The organism is Pseudomonas sp. NFACC13-1, assembly GCF_900104425.1.
GTDB lineage: Bacteria > Pseudomonadota > Gammaproteobacteria > Pseudomonadales > Pseudomonadaceae > Aquipseudomonas > Aquipseudomonas fluorescens_AA.
Genome location: NZ_FMXV01000014.1, coordinates 67,412 through 89,250, shown reverse-complemented (window position 1 = coordinate 89,250; position 21,839 = coordinate 67,412). Strand labels below are relative to the sequence as shown.

General features: G+C 61.9%; 22 protein-coding genes. 10 read left to right on the top strand and 12 right to left on the bottom strand.

Annotation, left to right across the window (positions count from 1 at the left end; translation table 11 throughout):
* Window positions 1-108: 108 nt before the first annotated feature.
* Entirely contained in the window at window positions 109-408 is a 300-nt protein-coding gene (locus tag BLQ55_RS18075) for a chaperone modulator CbpM (RefSeq protein ID WP_092204817.1), read from the bottom strand.
* A gap of 175 nt (window positions 409-583) precedes the next feature.
* Window positions 584-1,525 carry a DnaJ C-terminal domain-containing protein gene (locus BLQ55_RS18070; RefSeq protein ID WP_092204818.1) on the bottom strand — a complete coding sequence of 314 codons (942 nt, stop codon included), beginning with the start codon at window positions 1,523-1,525 and terminating at the stop codon, window positions 584-586.
* A 294-nt stretch (window positions 1,526-1,819) separates the two neighbouring features.
* On the opposite strand from BLQ55_RS18070, the gene BLQ55_RS18065 reads away from it, so the two are divergent.
* Window positions 1,820-3,094, top strand: a complete 1,275-nt coding sequence (locus BLQ55_RS18065) for an Hsp70 family protein (protein ID WP_092255625.1) — start codon at window positions 1,820-1,822, stop codon at window positions 3,092-3,094.
* Window positions 3,095-3,227: 133 nt separating this feature from the next.
* Here the strand turns inward: BLQ55_RS18065 and BLQ55_RS18060 are convergent, their stop codons facing one another.
* The 4 genes from BLQ55_RS18060 to BLQ55_RS18045 all read right to left on the bottom strand — a co-directional run bounded on the left by BLQ55_RS18060 (window position 3,228) and on the right by BLQ55_RS18045 (window position 6,608).
* Window positions 3,228-4,241, bottom strand: a complete 1,014-nt coding sequence (locus BLQ55_RS18060) for an AI-2E family transporter (RefSeq protein WP_092204820.1) — start codon at window positions 4,239-4,241, stop codon at window positions 3,228-3,230.
* A 231-nt stretch (window positions 4,242-4,472) separates the two neighbouring features.
* On the bottom strand, window positions 4,473-4,754 hold the full coding sequence (locus tag BLQ55_RS18055; protein ID WP_092204821.1) for a PsiF family protein: 282 nt from the start codon (window positions 4,752-4,754) through the stop codon (window positions 4,473-4,475).
* Window positions 4,755-4,953: 199 nt separating this feature from the next.
* Entirely contained in the window at window positions 4,954-5,844 is an 891-nt protein-coding gene (locus tag BLQ55_RS18050; RefSeq protein WP_092255622.1) for a lipase family alpha/beta hydrolase, read from the bottom strand.
* 125 nt (window positions 5,845-5,969) lie between these two features.
* A complete protein-coding gene (locus tag BLQ55_RS18045; RefSeq protein ID WP_092255619.1) occupies window positions 5,970-6,608 on the bottom strand; it encodes an FMN-dependent NADH-azoreductase in 639 nt (212 codons plus the stop codon).
* A gap of 137 nt (window positions 6,609-6,745) precedes the next feature.
* Here BLQ55_RS18045 and BLQ55_RS18040 point away from each other — a divergent pair, with 137 nt between their 5' ends.
* Both BLQ55_RS18040 and BLQ55_RS18035 read left to right on the top strand, forming a co-directional pair.
* A complete protein-coding gene (locus BLQ55_RS18040; RefSeq protein ID WP_092255616.1) occupies window positions 6,746-7,666 on the top strand; it encodes a LysR substrate-binding domain-containing protein in 921 nt (306 codons plus the stop codon).
* Window positions 7,667-7,809: 143 nt separating this feature from the next.
* Complete coding sequence (locus BLQ55_RS18035) at window positions 7,810-8,340, top strand: ferritin-like domain-containing protein (RefSeq protein WP_092171445.1); 531 nt, start codon at window positions 7,810-7,812, stop codon at window positions 8,338-8,340.
* A gap of 128 nt (window positions 8,341-8,468) precedes the next feature.
* Here BLQ55_RS18035 and BLQ55_RS18030 read toward each other — a convergent pair whose 3' ends face one another.
* Window positions 8,469-10,544, bottom strand: a complete 2,076-nt coding sequence (locus tag BLQ55_RS18030; protein WP_092255613.1) for an AsmA family protein — start codon at window positions 10,542-10,544, stop codon at window positions 8,469-8,471.
* Window positions 10,545-10,921: 377 nt separating this feature from the next.
* On the opposite strand from BLQ55_RS18030, the gene BLQ55_RS18025 reads away from it, so the two are divergent.
* From BLQ55_RS18025 to BLQ55_RS17995, 7 genes are all read left to right on the top strand, one after another.
* Window positions 10,922-11,473: a hypothetical protein gene (locus BLQ55_RS18025; protein WP_092255610.1), complete on the top strand. Its 552-nt coding sequence runs from the start codon at window positions 10,922-10,924 to the stop codon at window positions 11,471-11,473.
* A 156-nt stretch (window positions 11,474-11,629) separates the two neighbouring features.
* Window positions 11,630-12,262: a TetR family transcriptional regulator gene (locus BLQ55_RS18020; protein WP_060739390.1), complete on the top strand. Its 633-nt coding sequence runs from the start codon at window positions 11,630-11,632 to the stop codon at window positions 12,260-12,262.
* 274 nt (window positions 12,263-12,536) lie between these two features.
* Complete coding sequence (gene ureE / locus BLQ55_RS18015; RefSeq protein ID WP_092205336.1) at window positions 12,537-13,037, top strand: urease accessory protein UreE; 501 nt, start codon at window positions 12,537-12,539, stop codon at window positions 13,035-13,037.
* Window positions 13,034-13,708 (top strand): urease accessory protein UreF, encoded by a 675-nt coding sequence (locus tag BLQ55_RS18010; RefSeq protein ID WP_092205335.1) that lies wholly within the window; start codon window positions 13,034-13,036, stop codon window positions 13,706-13,708. Before ureE ends, BLQ55_RS18010 begins: the two co-directional genes overlap by 4 nt.
* Before the next feature lie 9 nt (window positions 13,709-13,717).
* Window positions 13,718-14,332: an urease accessory protein UreG gene (ureG, locus tag BLQ55_RS18005; RefSeq protein ID WP_060739393.1), complete on the top strand. Its 615-nt coding sequence runs from the start codon at window positions 13,718-13,720 to the stop codon at window positions 14,330-14,332.
* Window positions 14,333-14,362: 30 nt separating this feature from the next.
* Window positions 14,363-14,935: a HupE/UreJ family protein gene (locus tag BLQ55_RS18000; protein WP_060739394.1), complete on the top strand. Its 573-nt coding sequence runs from the start codon at window positions 14,363-14,365 to the stop codon at window positions 14,933-14,935.
* 188 nt (window positions 14,936-15,123) lie between these two features.
* Complete coding sequence (locus BLQ55_RS17995) at window positions 15,124-16,257, top strand: AGE family epimerase/isomerase (RefSeq protein ID WP_092255607.1); 1,134 nt, start codon at window positions 15,124-15,126, stop codon at window positions 16,255-16,257.
* A gap of 129 nt (window positions 16,258-16,386) precedes the next feature.
* Here the strand turns inward: BLQ55_RS17995 and BLQ55_RS17990 are convergent, their stop codons facing one another.
* The 5 genes from BLQ55_RS17990 to BLQ55_RS17965 form a co-directional block, all read right to left on the bottom strand.
* Window positions 16,387-17,151: an SDR family oxidoreductase gene (locus tag BLQ55_RS17990; RefSeq protein ID WP_092255603.1), complete on the bottom strand. Its 765-nt coding sequence runs from the start codon at window positions 17,149-17,151 to the stop codon at window positions 16,387-16,389.
* An 834-nt stretch (window positions 17,152-17,985) separates the two neighbouring features.
* Window positions 17,986-18,702, bottom strand: coding sequence for an ABC transporter ATP-binding protein (locus BLQ55_RS17980; protein WP_018606262.1), 717 nt, complete (start codon window positions 18,700-18,702; stop codon window positions 17,986-17,988).
* On the bottom strand, window positions 18,699-19,571 hold the full coding sequence (locus BLQ55_RS17975; protein WP_092255600.1) for an ABC transporter ATP-binding protein: 873 nt from the start codon (window positions 19,569-19,571) through the stop codon (window positions 18,699-18,701). Before BLQ55_RS17975 ends, BLQ55_RS17980 begins: the two co-directional genes overlap by 4 nt.
* Window positions 19,568-20,848 (bottom strand): high-affinity branched-chain amino acid ABC transporter permease LivM, encoded by a 1,281-nt coding sequence (livM, locus tag BLQ55_RS17970; RefSeq protein ID WP_092255597.1) that lies wholly within the window; start codon window positions 20,846-20,848, stop codon window positions 19,568-19,570. The genes BLQ55_RS17975 and livM overlap by 4 nt, the downstream gene beginning before the upstream one ends.
* 2 nt (window positions 20,849-20,850) lie before the next feature.
* A complete protein-coding gene (locus tag BLQ55_RS17965; protein WP_072412007.1) occupies window positions 20,851-21,765 on the bottom strand; it encodes an ABC transporter permease subunit in 915 nt (304 codons plus the stop codon).
* Window positions 21,766-21,839 lie beyond the last annotated feature (74 nt).

Below are 21,839 nucleotides of genomic sequence, written 5' to 3'. Positions count from 1 at the left end.
GGTCATCCTTGACGATGGAAAACCCGAGCCTAACCAGCGTGCCGCCGAGGCGTGCGGTAACTATTTATTGCTTTTTCGACAAGACATGACGGATACGAACCGCCACGGTCATTCCACCCAACGGCCCAATTGCTGGCGCAGCCGACGATTCTCGGCACGCAGTTGCTGGACTTCCTCCAGCAGGTCCAGCGCCAGGGCGACGCCTTCCCATTCCAGGTCCAGCTCGCGGCGCAATTTGGCCGCACGACGGGCCAGGACCAGTTCATAGTCGGTAAAACGCCAATCCGCAGGAGCCGCGCCGTGGGGTTCGAGGATGCCGTGGGCGACGATCTCGATCACATGGACGTCGGCCAACGCGGCAGCCTCGCAGAATTCCGTCAGGGTCAGTTCAATGATCGGGTTGTTCATGGTCTGCTTCTCCCAATGCCTTAACTGTGTAGGGGTGCAAGAACGTAGGAGCTGACGAGTGAAACGAGGCTGCGATCTTTCCACCCCACATTGAGTCTAGAGCGAAAGATCAAGAGATCGCAGCCTCGTTTCACTCGTCAGCTCCTACGCTCCTACCAACAGAGACCGGCCGCTGTCAGAAATTCTCCCGCGGATCGAACGCCGCTTTCTTCGCCAGTTCGGCCCACAGTGCCTTGACCGCTTCGTCGCTGGCCTTGGGCATCACGGCCTTGAGCTGCACGAACAGGTAGCCGCGCTCGCCGGCCTTGTTGCGCAGGCCGTGGCCCTTGGCGCGCATGCGCTGGCCGTTCTGGCTGCCGGCCGGGACCTTGAGATTGATCTTGCCGGTGAGGGTCGGCACCGCCACTTCGGTGCCCAGCGCCAATTCCCACGGGGCCAGGGGCAAGGTGATGATCAGGTCCTGGCCTTCGACGTCGAACTTGGGGTGCGGGGCGAAACGAATGGTCAGGTACAAGTCGCCGTTGGCACCGCCACCGACACCCGGCGCGCCCTGGCCCTTGAGGCGGATGCGTTCGCCGTCGGTCACGCCCAGCGGGATCTTCACGTTCAGGCTCTTGCTGGTGTTGCTCACGTGTTGGCCGGCCGCGTTGTATTGCGGCACCTGGAACGTGACCTTCTTCGACTCGTTCGACAGGGTTTCTTCCAGGAAAATCGGTAATTCCATTTCCACGTCTTGCCCTCGACGGCCGGCGCTGCGACCTGACTGTCCGCCACCGAAACCCGACCCACGGTTACCGAAGATCGAACTGAAGAAGTCCGAGAAGTCGCCAGCGTCCTGGCCACCGCCAAAACCGCCACGGCTCTGCCAACCCGGCGGGCCCTGGAACGGCTGGCCGTGCTGGCCGTAGCGGCGCAGGTCGTCGTATTCGGCGCGCTTGTCGGCACTTTTCAGCGCTTCATAGGCCTCCGAGACGTCCTTGAACTTGGTCTCGGCGTCTTTTTCCTTGCTTACATCCGGGTGGTACTTGCGCGCCAGCTTGCGGTAGGCAGCCTTGATCGTACTGTCGTCCGCCGTGGGCTCGACACCCAGGATCTTGTAATAGTCTTTGAAGTCCATCTAAGCATCACCATCCGTTATCGATGTCGCACCGCCACGCACAGCATGCCCGGATGACCGGACAGCGGGTTGACCGACCTCAAGATTGGGACCGGGCGGCACGTCAGAAGTTTATCGGCAGCTGGCGACGGTTCTTGTACCCGCCTTGCGCTACCAGGCTCATGCCAGCAAGTTTGGGGGTATAAGAGAGTCTTTCAAGGCCTGCGGTCGAGAATTAGCAGATAACCGGCCTTCGAATCCGCGCCCCACTGACATACACTGCGCGGCCGTTTTTTCAACTGGAACCCGAAAGACATGAAAAACGCATCCCCGGCCCGTGCCTGCGGCATCGATTTTGGCACGTCCAACTCCACCGTCGGCTGGCTGCGCCCCGGCATGGAAACGTTGATCGCGCTGGAGGACGATAAGATCACCCTGCCTTCGGTGGTCTTTTTCAATCTCGAGGAACGCCGCCCGGTGTATGGCCGCCTGGCCCTGCACGAATACCTGGAAGGCTACGAAGGCCGGCTGATGCGCTCGCTCAAGAGCCTGCTGGGCTCCAAGCTGATCAAGCACGATACCAGCGTGTTGGGCACGGCCATGCCCTTCAAGGATCTGCTGGGGTTGTTCATCGGCCAGTTGAAGAAACGCGCCGAAGCCACCGCCGGTCGGGAATTCGAAGAAGTGGTACTGGGGCGCCCGGTGTTTTTCGTCGACGACGATGAAATGGCCGACCAGGAAGCGGAAAACACCCTGGTGGACGTCGCCCGCGCCATCGGCTTCAAGGAGGTTTCGTTCCAGTACGAGCCCATCGCGGCGGCCTTCGATTATGAATCGACCATCGAGAAAGAAGAGCTGGTGCTGATCGTCGACATCGGCGGCGGTACTTCGGACTTCTCTCTGGTGCGCCTCTCCCCCGAGCGCCGTACCCACGACAACCGCCACGCCGACATCCTCGCCACCGGTGGCGTGCACATCGGCGGGACCGATTTCGACAAGCAACTCTCCCTGGCCGGCCTGATGCCGCTGTTCGGCTACGGCAGCCGTATGAAAAGCGGCGCCTACATGCCCACCAGCCATCACATGAACCTGGCGACCTGGCACACCATCAACGCGGTGTACTCGCAAAAGTCCACCCTGGCCCTGGGCAGCATGCGCTACGACATCGAAGACACCGGCGGCATCGACCGCCTGTTCAAGCTGATCGAACAACGCGCCGGGCATTGGCTGGCGATGGAAGTGGAAGAAACCAAGATCGAGCTGACCCACACCGACCAGCGTCATTTGCTCCTGGACCGGATCGAGCCGGGCCTGAGCGTGGAACTGAGCCGGGCGCTGTTCGAGTCGGCCATCGACGGCTTGCTGGAGCGGGTGCGCGGCAGCGTCACGCAGTTGCTGGGCGATGCCGAGGTGCGGGTCGATCAGGTCGACACGGTGTTCTTCACCGGCGGTTCCAGCGGCATCCCGGCGCTGCGCAACAGCGTCTCGGCGATGCTGCCCCAGGCGCGGCATGTGGAAGGCAATATCTTCGGCAGCATTGGCAGCGGGCTGGCGATCGAGGCGATGAAGCGCTACGGAACGCAGGTCTGATCCCAGACCGAGGCGCGGCCATCGCGAGCAGGCTCGCTCCCACATTGAATCGCATTCCATCTGAAGGAACTCGGTCAACTGTGGGAGCGAGCTTGCTCGCGATGGCGCCAGATCAGGCGCCATCCCTACCGGATCAAACCATCCCGATCTGTTTCAGCTCACTCTTGATATACGCATAGTAAATCGGCCCCGCCACCACTCCCGGCAACCCGAACGCGGCTTCGAACACCAGCATCGCCATGAGCAACTCCCAGGACTTAGCGCTGATCTGCCCGCCGACGATGCGGGCGTTGAGGAAGTATTCGAGCTTGTGGATCACGATCAGGTAACCCAGCGCCGCCACGGCGACCCAGATCGACAGCGACAGGCCGACAATGGTGATCAGCGTGTTGGACATCAGGTTGCCGATGACCGGCAGCAGCCCCAGCAGGAAGGTCATCACGATCAGGGTCTTGGTCAGCGGCAGCTTTATCCCGAACAGCGGCAGCACCACCGCCAGGAAAATCCCGGTGAAGAAGGTGTTGAGCAGGGAAATCTTGATCTGGGCGAAGACGATGTTGCGAAACGCCTTGACCAGCAGGTTCAGGCGATCGAACAGCGCCGCGGCCAGGGGCTTGCGCTTGGTCAGGTCGGGGATGCGCTGCAAGGCGACGATGGCCCCCAGTACCATGCCGATCAGCAACGTCACGAACATATGGGCCGCGTCCTTGCCCACCAGTTGCAGGTCGCTCAGGTGCTTGCTCACCCAGTCGCCAATGGCCACTCGGAACTCGGCGGCGCTGGCCGGCAGGTAGGCGTCGATGAATGGCGGCAATTGCCCTCGGGCGCGGTCGACCACCGTCATGAACTTGTCCAGGGAGGCTCCGGGGTTTTCGGCCTCATGGAGCAGGAAACTGATGGCTCCGGCGAAGATCAGCGTCAGCACACTGACCACCAGCGTGCCCAGCAACGCCACGGCCAGCCAGCGGGCACGGCGACCTTCGATCAGGCGCTGCAATTGTGGGGTGAGCATGTTGACCAGCTCGAACACCAACAACCCGGCCAGCAGGCTCGGCAACAGGCGCAGTGGCAGCACCAGCAACAACCCACCAAAAATGATCACCCAACTGATCACCAACAATACATGACGCTGAGAAAACGTTGGCATACAGCCTCAGGACAAAACGGCGTGAAAGGATCGGCAGTCTGCCAGCGATCCACCAACAGCACTAGACATTGTATCGGCCGATCCTGGACAGGGTTCAGCTGTTTTTTTGCAGTGCGGTGCCGCCCCCATCGCGAGCAAGCTCGCCCCACCATGGATTTGTAGTGCCCGGTCCATGGTGGGAGCGAGCTTGCTCGCGATAAGGCCCTCACAGGCTGGAGAAAAACCCAGCCCTTATTTTTTCTTCAGGCACTCACTCATGAACGTCTTGCGGGCATCGCCCTTCAGGGCCTGGGTGGTGGCCGTGGCGTTACAGGTCTTCATGCGTTCCTGCGGGGTGCTCGGTGCAGCCTTGAGGCAGGTGCTCATGAACGCCTTGCGCTCGTCGCCCTTGAGCGCCTTCGCGGTGGCGTCGGCGTTGCAGGTGGTCATCTTGGTCTGCTGCGCCGTCGCGGCGAAGCCTTGGGAACACAACAGCAAACCGATCATCAACAAAGGCACACGCAGCATCTTCATGGTGTTTCTCCTGGCTGCCGCACGAGGGTACGGCGATGAGGTGCAGTGTAGACAAAGCCTGTTACACCTTCATCTGTTGGATCCGCTGTGCCTGGCCCATCGCCATCGCGAGCAAGCTCGCTCCCACAGGGGATTTGCAGCGCTCGGCCCATTGTGGGAGCGAGCTTGCTCGCGATAGTGACCAACTCGATCCGAAACCCTACACCCCGGCCGCCTTCAACCGCTGCGCATGCTCGACAAACAACCGGACCGGCTCGGCCCCCTTGCCCACCAGCCCCAGCGACTGGTTGACGATGTCGAAGTGGTCCAGCGGATAGTCATCGCCGATGACCGTGCCCAAGTGTGAGCTGTAGCGTCCGACCATGCCGTCGCACTGCCCCGCTTCCCTGACAAAGGTGCGGGCAAATAAACGGCAAGTGCGGTTGGTGCCGTCGAACAGATTGCGCCCTTTATCGGTCTTGCCCGGCTGCAAGGTGCCGGACCACGAGTAATAGCGCACGCCATTGACCTCTTCCGGCCCGTGCCCGCCCCAGGTAACCGGCAGGCCCTGTGGATAATCTTGATTGAACAGCGCCACCCCGGCGGTGGTCAGGGAGGCGTGGGAGGCGTGGATGTCCACTGGCAGCTTCGGCCCGCGATAGCCGGTGTCCAGCAGGCTCATCAGGGCGTTGATCAGGCGCAACACGACACTGAGCACACGCCCCTTGGCACTGTCGGCCGGGTAGTGGGCCTGCAGATAATCGGCCAGTTCGGAGCCATGGTTGGGGCCGGCCACTGACGTGACCGACGCCACCAGGTCCGGGCGTTTGGCGGCGGCATAACGGGCGGTGAGGCTGCCCTGGCTGTGGCCGATCAGGTTGACCTTCTGCGCGCCGGTTTGCCGCAGGATGTCGTCGATCAATGCCAGCAACTGTTCGCCGCGCACCTCGGACGAATGCACCGGCGAAACCTTCACCGCCACCACCACGGCCCCTGCGCGACGCAACGCCGAGACGATCCCATACCAGTACGGATACAGCACCAGGCGTATGAACCCGAACATGCCCGGGACCAGTACCAGCGGGTAACGAGTGGCGCAGCGTTGCGACATGGCGACATCCTTGTGATCAAGAAGGGCTCAGCATCGGTACCGATGATGACCCGGCTATGACACCCGTGTCACTTCAAGTATGCGCAGGCGTCCATGGCGCAGGCGTTTGCGCCCGCAGGGCCGCGTCAAAAGGTGCGCGCCAGTGCGAGCAGACGCTCCTCGGCCTCGGCACAAGACAACGCGAAACTGCGCTCGGCCGACTCTTCGCCTTCGGCCGCCACCACCGTCACATCGGTGATGCCGATAAACCCCAGCACGGTGCGCAACAGCGTGTCGGCGTGGTTCATGCTCTCCAGTGGGCCACCGGGGCCAAAACCGAAATCGCCGCGGCTGGTCACGATCAGCGCCTTCTTGCCCAGCACCAGCGGCTCGTAGTGCGACACGCCGTTGTCCAGGCGGTGGTTGAACGTCAGCCCGATGCGCACGATCTGGTCGATCCAGGCCTTCACGCCGCTGGGCACGCTGAAGTTGTGCATGGGCGCTGAGATCAGCAGTCGGTCATGGGCTTGCAACTCCTCGACCAAGGCATCGCTCAGGGCCAGGTCCGCTTGCATGATCAACGGGCGAGCCTGGGGCTCGGGGTAGAACGCCGCGGCGATGAAAGCTTCGTTGACCGGCGCAATCAACGTGCGTCCGACTTCACGACGGGTCACGTGGGGCTGCGGATGGGCGGCCTGCCACGCCGAGACAAAGGTCTCGGCCAAGCGCCGGGAATGAGAACGCTCGCCACGAGGGCTGCCGTGCACTACAAGAATATTGCTCATCTGAATCTCCTTTCCTGCGGCTACAATCAAACATTGCTTGTGCCTTGCAGCTTGAAGCTCAGAACGGGCTTCAGACAAATGAGCGTTAGTTCATCTGGATGAGTTAATTTCATCCATTGCACGCCAGGAGAATTCAAATGTTCGCCAACCTGCCGCTCAACGCATTGCGCGCCTTCGAGTCCGCCGCACGGCTGCTCAGTTTCAAGGCGGCCGCGGCGGAGTTATCGGTAACGCCGACGGCAGTCTCCCACCAGATTCGAGCGCTGGAGAACTGGCTGGGGCTGATGCTGTTCGACCGCCTGCCACGCCAGGTACGCCTCACCGAAGGTGGGCAACGCTTGTTCCACAGCCTGCACGGGGCCTTGCTGGAGGTGGCGCAAAGCGTCGACACCCTGCGCCCGCAACGCAGCAGCACCCACCTGACCCTGTCCACCACCGCTGCGTTTGCCGCCCTGTGGCTGGTGCCTCGCCTGGGGCGCTTTTATGCGCGCCACCCGAACATCAAGGTGCGCCTGGACACCCATTGCGAAGTGATCGACCTGCACCAGGACGCCAGCGTCGACCTGGTGGTGCGCTACAGCCTGGAGGCCTATCCGAACCTGTACGGCATGTGCCTGCTCGATGAAAGCTTCGGGGTCTACGGCTCGCCTGAACAAGTGGCCCTGGCAGCCCGGCAGCCGCCGACGCTGATCAGCGTGCGCTGGCACAACGCCAAACTGTACGCCCATGGTTGGGATGCCTGGTGCGCCCAGGCCGGGGAAACCTGGCTCACCCGACAGCCGTGCATGCGCGAGTACGACGAAGAGCATTACGCCTTGCAAGCGGCGATTGCCGGGCAAGGCCTGGTGCTGGCGAGCAATATCCTGGCGTCGGAAAGCATCGCCAGCGGCTTGCTGGTGGGCTATCGCCCGGACGTCCAGATCGATGGCGCCGGCTACAGCGCCCTGTGCGTCCCGGGCCGTGAACGCCATCCGCCGGTGCGGGCATTTTTCCAGTGGCTGGGAGAGGAAGCGCGGCTGTCCGGATTTCCTCCAGTGCTTGCGATGTCGCAGGCGTAGGAACTGCCGAAGGCTGCGCCTGCCCATGGGAATTGCATTGACACATTTCATTAAACTTTTTGCCTCGTTCCTCACTCCACCTAAGAAGTGATCGCGCCAGCAGAGCGTGACGCTCCAACCGGATCAGCCCCCAGGAGAACGAGATGAGCGACATGCACTTATCCGATGTAACCACCCTGCGCGAACGTGCACGGCAGAACGTGCAGAACGGCGCAGTGACCGAAGGCTATGGCGCCGACCGGCAGGAAGTCATCCGCCTGCTCAACGAAGCGCTGGCCACCGAACTGGTCTGCGTGCTGCGCTACAAGCGTCACTACTTCATGGCCACCGGCCTCAAGGCCAGCGTGGCGGCCAGTGAGTTCCTCGAGCACGCGAACCAGGAAGCCGAACACGCCGACAAACTCGCCGAACGCATCGTGCAGTTGGGCGGCGAGCCGGAGTTCAACCCCGACCTGTTGACCCGTAATTCCCACGCCCAGTACGTCGCGGGCAACACCCTCAAGGAAATGGTGTACGAGGACCTGGTGGCCGAACGGATCGCCATCGACAGCTACCGGGAAATCATCCAGTACATCGGCGAAAAAGACCCGACCACCCGGCGCATCTTCGAAGACATCCTGGCCCAGGAAGAAGAGCATGCCGATGACATGGCCGACATCCTGGCCGATCTGTAACAATCTTCAGCCCCAATCGCGAGCAAGCTCGCTCCCACATTTTGACCGCATTCCTTCAGACGGAATGCGGCCCCCTGTGGGAGCGAGCTTGCTCGCGATGAGGCCAGCCACCTCACCGCACAACCGGGCTACCGGGTAGGCTTGACCGTCACCGGCGCCTTGCCCGCCTTCATCTGCTCCAGCAGCGGCGCGCACTGGTTTGGCTCACCCCCACTGGGCGCCACCAGCGCCAGCAACCCGGCCGCCGGCGCGGCGATCACGCCCAACGCCACCATCCCGGCACCGCGCAGCATCAGGGGCACGGCCTTGACGCCGGCGGCGGGCTTGGCGAACGGGCCGCGCACGTACAACGGCGAGCGCAGGGAAATCAGACGCCAGCCCTTGGACTCGGGAGTGATGGTCAGGTCCAGTTGTTCGCTCGCCATGTTCGCCGTGCCGTCGATGTAGATGATCGCGTTCTCCGTGTCGAACACGAACAGCCGCGTGGTCGCCAGACCCGTCTTGATATCGAAGTCCGCCGCCGCACAATTGATCTTCACCTCTTTGTCGCCAAAGATTTTTCCCACCACGTAGTTACCGACGTTCAGTCCCGCCAACTCCATCAATTCCCGACTGATGGCGCCATCGTTGATGAGCATTTTCAGCGTGCCATTGGCCGTGCCCAGCAGTGCCGCCACCGAATTGCCGCGCCCAGCGATATCGGCGTCGCCGTTCAATTCGCCGAAACTGGTTTTCATCGGTTCAAACCCCGGGAACAGCTGCTTGAGCTTGAACCCCCGCGCCGTCAGCTTCGCCTGGCCTTCAAGGGGCTGGGTGTGCCCGTTGAGGCGGATCTGCGCATCGAGGCGGCCACCGGCCACGCCGAAGCGCAGGGGTTCCAGGCTCAACTGCCCATCATTGAGCACCAGGTGGGTATAAAGGTCGTTGAACGGCAATTGTTCGCTGTGAACGATGCGTTTGCCCGTGAACTCCACATCGGCGTCCATCACGCTCCAGCGCTCGGTGCGAAACTCTTCGACGGGCAAGACCTTGTCGGTCGGCTGTTTGCTGGCGCCGCCCCGGGCCTTTTGCTCGGCATTGGAGTCCGCACCGATCAGCGGCGCCAGGTCGCTGAACAGCAGCTGATTGGAGACCAGCGCACCACTGAGTTTCGGCCGCGGCTGGCTGGCGACATAGGCCAGGTCGCCATGGATATCGCTGTCGCCGATCTTGCCGTTGAACGCCTCGTAGCGGAACAGCGCCCCACCCGGCTCATGCAGCTTGGCAATCAGGCGGCCATCGGTGGCGTAAGGCGGCGAATCCGGCAAGGTCACGCCGGTCAGTGGGTAGAGATGAGCGAGGCTTTTGCCGGCCAGCTTCAGGCGCAAGTCCAAGGCCCCGAGGTTCAGCGGGTCGGTGAGGGTGCCAGCCAGTTCGATGCGAGTGTCGCCGATCTTCGCCTGGGCCTGGAGCGGAAAGGGTCGTGACGCATCCTGCAACGCCAGCAAGCCACCGACCTTGCCGGAGCCGGTCAGGTTTTGCCCGTGATACTGCCCGTTGACCTTGAAGGCGAACGCATAGTCCTGCGGCGTCGCGCCTTGGTCCTGGGCTTTTTTGGCGGCCTTGTCGCCCACGATGTCGCTGAACGGAATGGGTTTGCCCAACGGATCGATCAACAGGTCGAGCCGGGTCTTGAGCGTCTGGTCGTCCAGAGTGACGTGGCCCTTGTCGAAGCCGATGGCACCAATGTCCACCACCCAGCTGGACGGTTCGGCGTCCGGGTCCTTCGGGTCGAACTGGAAGGTCCAGTTGGCGCGACCGTCCGCCAGGCGTTGCAGGTTGGCATCGGGCTCCGTCAGGTCGATGCGCGGAATCGCCACTCGCCGGGCCAGCAAGGCCAAGGGCGAAACGCGTAGCTCGACACGCTTGAGCGTGACCATTTGCGGGGTTTTCGACCAGTCCGGGTTACCCAGGCTCAAGTCTTCGGCCACCACATGGGGCCACGGCAACCAGGCGCGCCAGCCACCTTCCCCCAGTTCGCGCTGCCAGACCACTGCCAGGTTGCCGTTAATGGCGAAGGGGCGATGCAACTCCTCGGAAACCTTCGCATTGAGCGGGGGCTTGATGCGGTTCCAGTCGAAGAACGCGATGACCAGGACCAGCACCGCCAGCAGGACAACAAGGCTGGCAAAGCTCCAGGCGAGGATTTTCGAAGTGCGCGTCATGCACAAGGCTCCTGATGACAAGTCAGCGTCCGCAACCACGGCGCTGTTGAAAATACGAACCCGCAGTGGGTTCGTCATGAAAGATTGGACTGATAAACCGACCAACAGGTGCCGATGAACGGCACAAAAAAATGCCGGGATCCTGACCGATCAGCCAACAAACTGTTACCGCACCCGCACATTTACGAGTCACAAATGGGTACAAAATACCCATCACAGTGCAAAACCGCACCCCGGAAACGCCCGGTCTAGAGCCTCCGCCCGGAACAATCAATTCCGTTGATTATTACCATTGTCTTTATGAACTTTTATATCGACTTATCGAGAGTAGCATTGCCCTCGTACCCACTTTATCGCCCTCCCAAGGAGCAACGATCATGAAACGCCAATTACTGATGAGTCTTTCGCTTTCACTGCTGGCCTCTACCGCCTTCGCGCTGCCAGCCTCCGAACAAGCCACGCCACAGGTCAAGGACAGCCATTCTGTCTACAGCCAGACCGTCGCTGAAGGTGGACGTGACAGGCTGGAAGAAAAAGGTCTGGTTGAAGGTGGTTCCGATCGCACCCCACAAGGCCAGACCCTGGCAGCTGACGGTTCCGACCGCACCCCACAAGGCCAGACCCTCGCAGCTGACGGTTCCGACCGCACCCCACAAGGCCAGACCCTCGCAGCTGACGGTTCCGACCGCACCCCACAAGGCCAGACCCTGGCAGCTGACGGTTCCGACCGCACCCCACAAGGCCAGACCCTCGCAGCCGACGGTTCCGACCGCACCCCACAAGGCCAGACCCTCGCAGCTGACGGTTCCGATCGCACTCCACAAGGCCAGACCCTCGCAGCCGACGGTTCCGACCGCACTCCACTGGGCGAAGCCTTGGCAGCTGACGGTGGTGACCGCGTGATCGAACGCAACAGTGCAGTGAGCTGAGCCCATGGTGGCCCAGAAAAAAGCCCGATTCCTGCAATCGGGCTTTTGACTTTTCAACCCCCTCGTTTTCCCCGCCCGATCCCTCTCTACCGTTCGACGTCGACAAAGCCGATTTGCTAGAGTGCATCGCTTCCGTGACCAGAAGCCAGCCCTGCGATGCTGCCCCGCGCCGAACAGAAACAACAGACCCGAATTGCCCTGATGGACGCAGCCCGTCATTTGATGGAGTGCGGCCGGGGCTTCGGTAGCCTGAGCCTGCGGGAAGTCGCCCGGACGGCAGGCATCGTGCCCACCGGGTTCTACCGGCACTTCGAGGACATGGACCAACTGGGCCTGGCGTTGGTCAGCGAAGTCGGCCAGACCTTCCGCGAGACCATCCGCCTGGTACGCCACAACGAGTTCGTCATGGGCGGCATTATCGATGCGTCGGTGCGGATCTTTCTCGATGTGGTGCAAGCCAACCGATCCCAATTCCTGTTCCTGGCCCGCGAGCAATACGGCGGCTCCCTGCCGGTGCGCCAGGCCATCGCCCAATTGCGCGAAGGCATCAGCTCGGACCTGGCCGCCGACCTGGCCTTGATGCCCAAGTTGCAGCACCTGGACCTGGCCGCCCTGGGCGTGATGGCCGACCTCATCGTCAAGAGCGTGTTCGCCACCCTGCCGGACATCATCGACCCACCGGCCCAAGCCCTCCCCGAACACCTCACGCCCCAGGCGAAGATTACCCAGCAACTGCGGTTCATCTTCATTGGCCTCAAGCATTGGCAAGGGTTGGGCAGTACCGAATAGACCCCGCATGTACCCACTGTGGGAGCGAGCTTGCTCGCGATAGCGTTGGGTCAGTCAGCATTGATGCCACTGACAGACCGCAATCGCGAGCAAGCTCGCTCCCACAGGTTCTTTTTGCATTCGCCGCAAAATGGTGCGCGATATCCAAGCGCGCACCAATATGGCACGCAATCCGCCCCATCCTGAAACGCCATCCCAGCTATTTCCTACACCTTCTTCGATTGGCAAGCCCCTTGCTCTAAACACAACACCGTTCATTGCTGGAAGCACTCCGATGCTGGTGATCCACCGCAGAATCGACACTCAACCGCGCTGGGACGCCGAGCTGCAGCTGACCTTCGACGCCCGCAGCAAAAGCCGCCTGCGCTGTTTCAGTGCCGAAGGTGAAGACGTGGGGTTGTTCCTGGAACGAGGCCAGCCGCCGCTGTACGACGGCGAATGCCTGCAGGCCGAAGACGGGCGCATCGTGCGCGTCCGCGCCCGCGCCGAACAATTGCTGCACGTCACCTGCGCCAACGCCTTCGAACTGACCCGCGCCGCCTATCACCTGGGCAATCGCCACGTGGCCCTGCAAGTGGGCGATGGCTGGCTGCGCCTGCTGGACGACTATGTGCTCAAGGCGATGCTCGAGCAACTGGGCGCCAGTGTCGAATCCATCGAAGCCCCGTTCCAGCCAGAACACGGTGCCTATGGCGGCGGCCATCATCATTCCCGGCACGGCGACGAAGACTTCAACTACGCGCCGCGCCTGCATCAGTTTGGCGTGCGCACATGAACCCGGCCTGGGCGCTGCTGCGTCTGGCCAGCCCGCAGCTGCCGATTGGCGGCTACAGCTATTCCCAGGGGCTGGAGATGGCGGTGGACAACGGCCAGGTGAAAAACCCCGACGACGCGCGGCGCTGGATCAGCGATCAATTGCTGCTGAACCTGGCACGCTTCGAAGCGCCCTTGCTGCTGGCGCACTGCACCGCAGCCGCCGCTGACGACTGGGACGCGCTGCTGCGACGTTGCGAAGAGCACCGCGCCAGCCGGGAAACCCGCGAGCTGTATCAGGAGAGCCGGCAGATGGGCTACTCGCTGCAGCAATTACTCGCAGGCCTGCCGGAACTCGACCACGCCGCGCGAGGCTTTCTCGAACAGCGCAGCGAGCCGCACCTGGCGCTGGGCTGGGCCCTGGCCGCCCGCGCCTGGCAGATAGCCCCCCAGGACGCCCTCGCCGCCTGGCTGTGGAGTTGGCTGGAGAACCAACTGGCGGTGCTGATGAAAACCCTGCCCCTGGGCCAGCAAGCGGCCCAGCGCCTGACCAGCGAACTGCTGCCGCTGTTGCAACAGGCCCAGCACGACGCCTCGAACATCGACCCCGATCATTACGGCAGCGCCGCGTTTGGCCTGTCCCTGGCGTGCATGGCCCATGAGCGCCAGTACAGCCGCCTGTTCCGTTCCTAGGAGACACACATGAATACACAACCTCTGCGCGTCGGTATCGGCGGCCCGGTGGGCTCCGGCAAGACCGCCCTGACCCTGGCCCTGTGCCTGGCTCTACGTGAACGCTACAACCTGGCGGTGGTCACCAATGACATCTACACCCGCGAAGACGCCGACTTCCTGGTGCGCAACGAAGCCCTGGCGCCGGAGCGGATCATCGGCGTGGAAACCGGCGGCTGCCCGCACACGGCGATTCGCGAAGATGCGTCGATCAACCTTGAAGCGGTGGACCAGTTGAACCGGCGCTTCCCGGGCCTGGACCTGATCCTGGTGGAATCGGGCGGCGACAACCTGTCGGCGACCTTCAGCCCCGAGCTGTCGGACCTGACGATCTATGTGATCGACGTCTCGGCCGGCGACAAGCTGCCACGCAAGGGCGGGCCGGGCATCTGCAAATCCGACCTGCTGGTCATCAACAAAATCGACCTGGCCCCGCTGGTGGGCGCATCCCTGGAGATGATGGACAGCGACACCCGGCGGATGCGCAACGGCAAGCCTTTCGTGTTCAGCAACCAGAAGACCGGCCAAGGCCTGGACGACATCATCGCCTTCATCGAGCGCCAGGGTTTGCTGAGCGCCGCCTGATTTTTCGACTGACAACAAGGAAGCTTACCCATGACGTTCAAACGCATTCTCGGCGCCCTCGCCCTGCTGCTGACCCCGGCCCTGGCCTTCGCCCATCCCGGCCACGGCGACAATGGCCTGATCGCCGGCCTCGGCCACCCCATCGGCGGGCTCGACCACTTGCTGGCGATGCTGGCGGTGGGTTTGTGGGCTGCGCAACAACAAGGCGCCGCGCGCTGGGCACTGCCGTGCACCTTCGTCGGTACGATGCTGCTTGGCGGCCTGCTGGGCTTTGAAGGCCTGGACCTGCCGGCGCTGGAAAGCGGGATCGCCGCCTCGGTGCTCGCCCTGGGCCTGGCGGTGGCACTGGCGGTGCGTCCGCCGTTGAGCCTGGCGGTCGGTGCAACCGCCCTGTTTGCACTGTTCCATGGCGTGGCCCATGGCTTGGAACTGCCGGACATGTCGAGCCCGTGGGCCTACGCGGCAGGCTTCGTCGCGGCCACGGCGGCGCTGCATGGCGCAGGTTTTGCGCTGGTGCGGGTGTTGCCGCAAGCGGCGGCCCCGTTGGTCAGGTTGGCCGGGGCGGCTTCGGCGGGAGCTGGGGTGTGGTTGTTGGCCAGCTGAATCTTTAGCGCCTGCCTGGCCGCCATCGCGAGCAAGCTCGCTCCCACAGTCTGTTCGGGATCGGTGTGTACCAGCCCCTGTGGGAGCGAGCTTGCTCGCGATGACGGACTTGCAAGCGCCATCTCTCTGGAGTCGGTCACTCTGCTACCATGTCGCGCAATCGCCCCCAGCCGTGACGACCTCCGCCGATGCCTGATGCTTCCCGCCCCGCCCCCCAGCCTGAATTGATCGCCCTGTTCGCAACAGTGCGTCAGCATTTTCACGACGTGATCGTGCCAATGTGGCAAGGCCCGGGTTGGAACGCCGAACTGGCGCTGCCCTATGAATCCCTGGATGCCGGACATGCGCCGCTGCCGCCCCAGCGCTACCGCGCCATGGCCTGTGCGCGACAGTTGTATGTGTTCGCCAGCCTGATTGGCGAAGTCCCCCAGGCCGAGGAGCGGGCCGGTGCCCTGTTCCGCTCGTTGCAACGGCATTTCCACGATGCCGAACACGGCGGCTGGTTCTACAGCATCGACCCCCAAGGCGCGCCGCTGGACACCGGCAAAGACCTCTACACCCACGCCTTTATCCTGTTCGCCTGCGCCCATTACTGGGACAAGGTCCGCGAGCCGCTGGTGGAATCGGTACTCAACGCCAGCCTGGAGGTCATCGCCCAGCGCTTTGCCAGCGCGGAAGGTCTCTACGAAGCCAGCCTCAAGCGCGATTGGTCAACGACCGGCTCCGGCCCTCTGCAAAACCCCTTGATGCACCTGGCCGAAGCTTTCCTCGCCACGCTCTCGGTCCGCGAGGATGCCAACGTCCGCCAAGCATTGCTGAGCTTGTGCGACGGGATAGCCAAGCATTTCATCGAGCCGCAGCAACGGGTCATGATGGAAAAACCGCTCAAGGCTGTGGATAACTGGTTCGAGCCGGGGCACCAGTTCGAATGGTATTACTTGCTGGCCTCATCGCCGCTGTTGCGCAACGGCAAGCTGCACACCGCCCTGGAGCGCAGCTTCGACCATACCGAACAACGCGGCGTCGATCCGGAATCCGGCGCCGTGTGCGCGATGCTGGACCAGGAACCACAAGCAAGCCCGCGCGATGCCACCCAACGCATCTGGGCTCAGGCCGAGTACCTGCGGGCACTGACATTACGCCCTGGCAACCAGGGAGTGTTACTGCGTCAATTGCAGGCCTTGCAGGAGCATTTCCTCCATGCCAGGGGCTGGAACGAATGCCTGGACGCCGATGGCATGGTCAGCCGTCGGGACATGCCGTCCACCACGCCGTATCACCTGCTGACCTGCTATCGCGGGCTGGCCGATTACTTGGTGTAACGCCTCTGTGGCGAGGGGATTTATCCCCGCTGGGCTGCGCAGCAGCCCTAAAAAGATAAATCATGGGCTCAGGTCTTAGGGGAGCTACGCTCCCAACGGGGATAAATCCCCTCACCACAGGCTCTCCCGCTACGCCTTGTTGCGCTCGATGGCAAACCCGGCCCAGGTCTGGCTCACCGGCATCAGCTCCAGGCTGTTGATGTTGATGTGCGCCGGTGTGTTGAGCACCCAGAAAATCGTATCGGCGATGTCCTGTGGCTGGATCGGCTCGGCGCCGGCATAAGTCGCGTTGTAGCGCTCCTGGTCGCCACCGAAGCGCACCAGGGAGAACTCGCTCTCGCACAGGCCCGGCTCGATGTTGCTCACCCGCACGCCCGTGCCTAGCAGGTCGCAACGCAGGTTCAGGGAGAACTGTTTGACGAACGCCTTGCTCGCGCCATACACGTGGCTGCCCGGATACGGGTAGTTGCCGGCGATGGAGCCCAGGTTGACGATCCCGGCGCCACGGCCGTGGGCGATCAGCCGCGGCAACAGCAGGCGCGTGCTGTAGATCAGCCCTTTGACGTTGGTGTCGACCATGGTGTCCCAGTCATCGAGGTCGCACTTGGGGGCCGGGTCGACGCCCAGGGCCAGGCCGGCATTGTTGATCAGCCCGCGCAGCTTGGCGAAGGATGGCGGCAGGTTGGCGATGGCCTCCTCCATGGCCTTGCGATCACGCACATCCAGGACCAGGCCATGGACTTCGGTCTGCTTCGACAACTCGGCACACAGGGCATTGAGGCGTTCTTCACGACGACCGGTCAGCACCAGTTTCCAACCGGCCTCGGCAAACCGACGGGCACAGGCTTCACCAAAACCGGACGTCGCGCCGGTGATAAACAGGGTGTCAGACATCGTGTTCTCCTTGTTTGAACTTCAAAAGCCATTGAATGGAAATCGGCCCACAGCATGCCCGGCCTGGCACGCCAGGGGCAAGGCTTGCGCATGAGCTTTTGGCCCACGGCTGCTCATAAAACAACCAATCCACGCCAGGCCTTTCCCAACAAGGCCCGCAGCCGGTTGCTCGCACCTTATCCACAGGCACGTCCACAGTAATCGGGGGCAAGTGAAAATCCCGCAGGCCGCTGTGCATAAGGCTTTTCGGGGTATTTGGAAAATTTTTTCGCTTGACCCTGCAAGAGAGGTTGTGCAGCGCAAGTTATCTGCTATAAGCCAGCGCAAAATAGGCGATGGCTCCAAGCCAGTAACTACGGCCCTCAGCGCGGTCTTTCCAGAGTTTAGTCACAGACTTATCCACAGGCTTGCCCACACTCTTTCCAGTCCATTCCCGCGCTCATAAAAGTGTTGACAACAGCCGCTCCCGGCTGACCAAAAACGCCTGATCAAAAAATGATCATAGCCCTGCAAGCCACGTATTCAAAGGCTTGCAGCCAGCTACTCCCACGTTACCCACAGCCAGTTCCACAGCAAACGGGGACAAGTCAAAACCGTGACAAAACAACTGTTTGCGGCGACTTTATGTCGCGGTTTCGCAGGGGCTCAGGATTGTTGTCCACAATTGTGAAAAACATACAAAGCCCTGTGGGAGCGAGCTCGCTCGCGATAGCTTTGGTTCAATCAACATTGATGTCGGCTGACCCGCCGCCATCGCGAGCAAGGGTGGGTGGTGGTTTGAAGGGATAAAAAAACCGGCGATCTCTCGCCGGTTTTTTCATTACAGCAGCCGCCTCAATGCCCGCCCAGGTACGCGTTGCGCACTTCCTCGTTGGCGAGCAGTTCCTTGCCGGTGCCAGTCAGGCGGATTTCTCCGTTGACCATCACATAGGCCCGGTCCGACAACCTCAAGGCGTGGTTGGCGTTCTGTTCCACCAGGAAGATGGTCATCCCGGTGGACGCCAGTTCACGCAGGGTGGCGAAGATCTGTTTCACCACGATCGGCGCCAGCCCCAGGCTCGGCTCATCGAGCAGCAACAACTTGGGCCGGCTCATCAATGCCCGGGCGATGGCGAGCATTTGCTGCTCGCCACCGGACATGGTCATGGCCCGCTGGTTGCGGCGCTCCTTGAGCCGCGGAAACAGCTCGAACATGCGCTGCATATCTTCGCTGGCGTATTTGTCACCGATGGGAATGGTGCCCATCAGCAGGTTTTCCTCGACGGTCATGTCCGGGAATACCCGTCGCCCTTCCGGTGACTGCGCGATGCCGTTGGAGGCAATGTAGTGCGACGACTTGTGGGTGATGTCCACGCCCTGGTAGATGATCTGCCCGCCCGCCGCACGGGGCTGGCCGAAGATGGACATCAGCAACGTGGACTTGCCGGCACCGTTGGAGCCGATCAGGCTCACGGTTTCACCTTCGCCAATGTGCATCGAGACCTTTTTCAGGGCCTGGATCGGCCCGTAGAACACGTCCAACTCCTTGAGTTCGAGGATAGGTCCACTCATACCAGTTCCTCTTCGTCGGCACCCAGGTAGGCCGCGATCACCTTCGGATCGTTGCGAATCGCCTCGGGACCGCCCTCGGCGATCACGTTGCCGTGGTCCAGCACCACGATGTGATCGGAAATGCTCATTACCATGCCCATGTCGTGTTCGATCAGCACCACGGTCAGATCATGCTCGTCGCGCAGCAGCCGGATCATCGCGCTCAGCGCTTCGGTTTCCTGAGGGTTGAGGCCGGCGGCCGGTTCGTCGAGGCAGATGATCTGCGGGCGCGTACACATGGCCCGGGCGATTTCCAGGCGCCGCTGCTGACCGTAGGAAAGCTCGCCCGCCAGACGGTTGGCGCAATCCACCAGGTCCACCACTTCCAGCCAATAGAACGCATGGTCCAGGGCGTCGCTTTCGGCCTTGCGGTAGCTCTTGGTGTTGAGGATCCCCGACAGCAGGTTACGGTTGACCCACATGTGCTGGGCCACCAGCAGGTTTTCCAGCACCGACATTTCCTTGAACAGGCGTATGTTCTGGAACGTCCGCGCCAGGCCGGCGCGGTTCACCAGGTGCGTGCCGCCGAACATCTTGTAGAACAGCCGGCTGGCGAAGGCTTTCGGCGACACGAAATCAGTCGGGCGAAACGGCTCGCCCAACAGCTTGATCACGTTGGTCCGCTCACCGCGCACATTGAGTTCGATCTTGCCGCCGGAGGCCTTGTAGAAACCGGTCAGGCAGTTGAACACCGTGGTCTTGCCCGCGCCGTTGGGGCCGATCAGGGCGAAAATCGAGTTGCGCTTGACCTGCAGGCTGACATCGCTGAGGGCCTTGATGCCACCGAACTGCATCATCAGGTTTTCGACGCTGAGTACGACGTCGCTCATGGCGCTACTCCTTTACGCGGTGCCACACCGGTACGGCTGATCCGAATCAGCCCACGAGGACGCCAGATCATCATCAACACCATCAACACGCCGAACATCAGCACCCGGTATTCAGTAAAGCTGCGCAGCAATTCCGGTGTAATGGTCAGTACGAATGCGGCGATCACCACGCCCACCGTCGAGCCCATGCCGCCCAACACCACGATTGCCAGAATCAGCGCCGACTCGAAGAAAGTGAACGACGCCGGGTTGACGAAGCCCTGGTAGCTGGCGAAGAACACACCGGCCAGGCCAGCGGTGGACGCACCGATGGTGAACGCTGAAAGCTTGACCAGCACGTGGTTCAAGCCCATCGAACGGCAAGCGATCTCGTCCTCACGCAGGGCTTCCCATGCGCGGCCTACCGGCATGCGCGTCAGGCGATGCTTGATGTAAAGCACCAGCAGTACCGTGAGGAACAACACGATGTAGATAAACAGAAACTTGTAGTTGGGGTTGTAATCGATGCCGAAGAACTCGTGGAACGGAATCCCACCGTCCCTCGCCTGCTTGCGGAACTCCAATCCCATGAAGGTCGGCCACGGCACCTGCATGCCATTCGGCCCGCCGGTGAACGACAGCCAGTTGTTCAGCACCAGGCGAATGATCTCGCCAAAGCCCAGGGTCACGATGGCCAGGTAGTCACCGTGCATTCGCAACACCGGGAATCCCAATATGCACCCTGCCATCGCCGCCGCGATGGCCGCCAGCGGCAGCACCGTCCAGAAGCCCAGCCCCAGGTATTGGTAGCCCAGCGCCAGGCCATAGGCGCCGATGGCGTAGAACGCCACGTAACCCAGGTCGAGCAGCCCCGCCAGGCCGACCACGATGTTCAGGCCAAGGCCCAACAGAACATAGATCAGCCCGAGAATGACCACCGTGAGCACGTACTTGTTGGCGAAGAACGGAAACACGATGGCAATCACGATCAGTGCCGGGATGACCCAGCGCAGCCGCGATTTGTAATCCGGTGGCAGCACGTGCACGCCGGAGCCGGTGCTTTCGAAACCCTGGAGAATCTTCAGTCCCTTGGGGGTTTGCAGGAACAGGCTCAAGACAAAGCGCCCGACCATCACGATCGCCACCAGCCAGCCGACGCGGGCCGGTTGCAGGTTGAAGCTGTAGCCGTCGAGCACCACGCCGACAATGGGCCCGAACACGATCAGCGAGATCAGGCCAGCCAGGATCGCGTCGATGACGCTCTGTTTGATATCAAGCGGTTTATTGGCAGCAGACATACTTATACCTTCGCCACGAGTGGGCGACCCAACAGGCCTTGGGGACGGAAAATCAGAATCAGCACCAGCAGCGAGAAACTGAACACGTCTTTGTAGTCGGAGTTGATCAGACCGGAGAACAGCGACTCGGAAATCCCGAGGATGATCCCGCCGAGCATGGCCCCAGGCAGGGAACCGATGCCGCCGAGTACCGCCGCGGTGAACGCCTTGATGCCGATGATGAAGCCGGCATAGAAATCGAATGTGCCGTAGTTCATGGTGATCAGCACGCCGGCCAGGGCCGCCATGGCCGCACCGATGATGAATACGTAGGAAATCACCCGGTCGGTGTTGATCCCCAGGATCGAGGCCATCTTGCGGTCTTGCTGGGTGGCGCGGCACATGCGTCCGAGCTTGGTGTACTTGATGATGTAGGTCAGCAACGCCATGCCGGCGAATGCGGCGATCAGGATGAAGATCTTGGTGTAAGTGAGCTGGACGAAACCGCTGCCGATGTCGAGGCGCATGGCACCTTCGAGCAGCGTCGGGACACCCTGTTGACGGGCACCCTGGCTGATCTGTGCGTAGTTCTGCAGGATCAGCGAAATACCGATGGCACTGATCAGCGGTGCCAGCCGGGTCGAGTTGCGCAGGGGTTTATAGGCGACGCGTTCGATGACCCAGCCGTAGACCCCGGTGACCACCACCGTGAACACGAGCGTGCCAAGGATCATGAGCGGAAAGGATTCGATACCGAAGTAAGCCAGCAGAGCCAGACTGATTGCCGCGAGGTAAGCGGAAATCATGTAAACCTCGCCGTGGGCGAAGTTGATCATGCCGATGATGCCGTAGACCATTGTGTAGCCGATGGCGATCAGACCATAGACCGACCCTAGGGTCAGGCCATTGATCAGTTGCTGCAGGAAAATACCATCCATAACGCAATCTCACGCAGTGAGAACCTGCACACCTTCGGGTGCGCGGTTCTTCTAAGGAAAATACAGATTAACGT

Bases quoted from the DNA above. Each gene is read 5' to 3' on its own strand.
- BLQ55_RS18075 (WP_092204817.1), bottom strand. From the start codon at position 408: ATGAACAACCCGATCATTGAACTGACCCTGACGGAATTCTGCGAGGCT.
- BLQ55_RS18070 (WP_092204818.1), bottom strand. From the start codon at position 1,525: ATGGACTTCAAAGACTATTACAAGATCCTGGGTGTCGAGCCCACGGCG.
- BLQ55_RS18065 (WP_092255625.1), top strand. From the start codon at position 1,820: ATGAAAAACGCATCCCCGGCCCGTGCCTGCGGCATCGATTTTGGCACG.
- BLQ55_RS18060 (WP_092204820.1), bottom strand. From the start codon at position 4,241: ATGCCAACGTTTTCTCAGCGTCATGTATTGTTGGTGATCAGTTGGGTG.
- BLQ55_RS18055 (WP_092204821.1), bottom strand. From the start codon at position 4,754: ATGAAGATGCTGCGTGTGCCTTTGTTGATGATCGGTTTGCTGTTGTGT.
- BLQ55_RS18050 (WP_092255622.1), bottom strand. From the start codon at position 5,844: ATGTCGCAACGCTGCGCCACTCGTTACCCGCTGGTACTGGTCCCGGGC.
- BLQ55_RS18045 (WP_092255619.1), bottom strand. From the start codon at position 6,608: ATGAGCAATATTCTTGTAGTGCACGGCAGCCCTCGTGGCGAGCGTTCT.
- BLQ55_RS18040 (WP_092255616.1), top strand. From the start codon at position 6,746: ATGTTCGCCAACCTGCCGCTCAACGCATTGCGCGCCTTCGAGTCCGCC.
- BLQ55_RS18035 (WP_092171445.1), top strand. From the start codon at position 7,810: ATGAGCGACATGCACTTATCCGATGTAACCACCCTGCGCGAACGTGCA.
- BLQ55_RS18030 (WP_092255613.1), bottom strand. From the start codon at position 10,544: ATGACGCGCACTTCGAAAATCCTCGCCTGGAGCTTTGCCAGCCTTGTT.
- BLQ55_RS18025 (WP_092255610.1), top strand. From the start codon at position 10,922: ATGAAACGCCAATTACTGATGAGTCTTTCGCTTTCACTGCTGGCCTCT.
- BLQ55_RS18020 (WP_060739390.1), top strand. From the start codon at position 11,630: ATGCTGCCCCGCGCCGAACAGAAACAACAGACCCGAATTGCCCTGATG.
- ureE (WP_092205336.1), top strand. From the start codon at position 12,537: ATGCTGGTGATCCACCGCAGAATCGACACTCAACCGCGCTGGGACGCC.
- BLQ55_RS18010 (WP_092205335.1), top strand. From the start codon at position 13,034: ATGAACCCGGCCTGGGCGCTGCTGCGTCTGGCCAGCCCGCAGCTGCCG.
- ureG (WP_060739393.1), top strand. From the start codon at position 13,718: ATGAATACACAACCTCTGCGCGTCGGTATCGGCGGCCCGGTGGGCTCC.
- BLQ55_RS18000 (WP_060739394.1), top strand. From the start codon at position 14,363: ATGACGTTCAAACGCATTCTCGGCGCCCTCGCCCTGCTGCTGACCCCG.
- BLQ55_RS17995 (WP_092255607.1), top strand. From the start codon at position 15,124: ATGCCTGATGCTTCCCGCCCCGCCCCCCAGCCTGAATTGATCGCCCTG.
- BLQ55_RS17990 (WP_092255603.1), bottom strand. From the start codon at position 17,151: ATGTCTGACACCCTGTTTATCACCGGCGCGACGTCCGGTTTTGGTGAA.
- BLQ55_RS17980 (WP_018606262.1), bottom strand. From the start codon at position 18,702: ATGAGTGGACCTATCCTCGAACTCAAGGAGTTGGACGTGTTCTACGGG.
- BLQ55_RS17975 (WP_092255600.1), bottom strand. From the start codon at position 19,571: ATGAGCGACGTCGTACTCAGCGTCGAAAACCTGATGATGCAGTTCGGT.
- livM (WP_092255597.1), bottom strand. From the start codon at position 20,848: ATGTCTGCTGCCAATAAACCGCTTGATATCAAACAGAGCGTCATCGAC.
- BLQ55_RS17965 (WP_072412007.1), bottom strand. From the start codon at position 21,765: ATGGATGGTATTTTCCTGCAGCAACTGATCAATGGCCTGACCCTAGGG.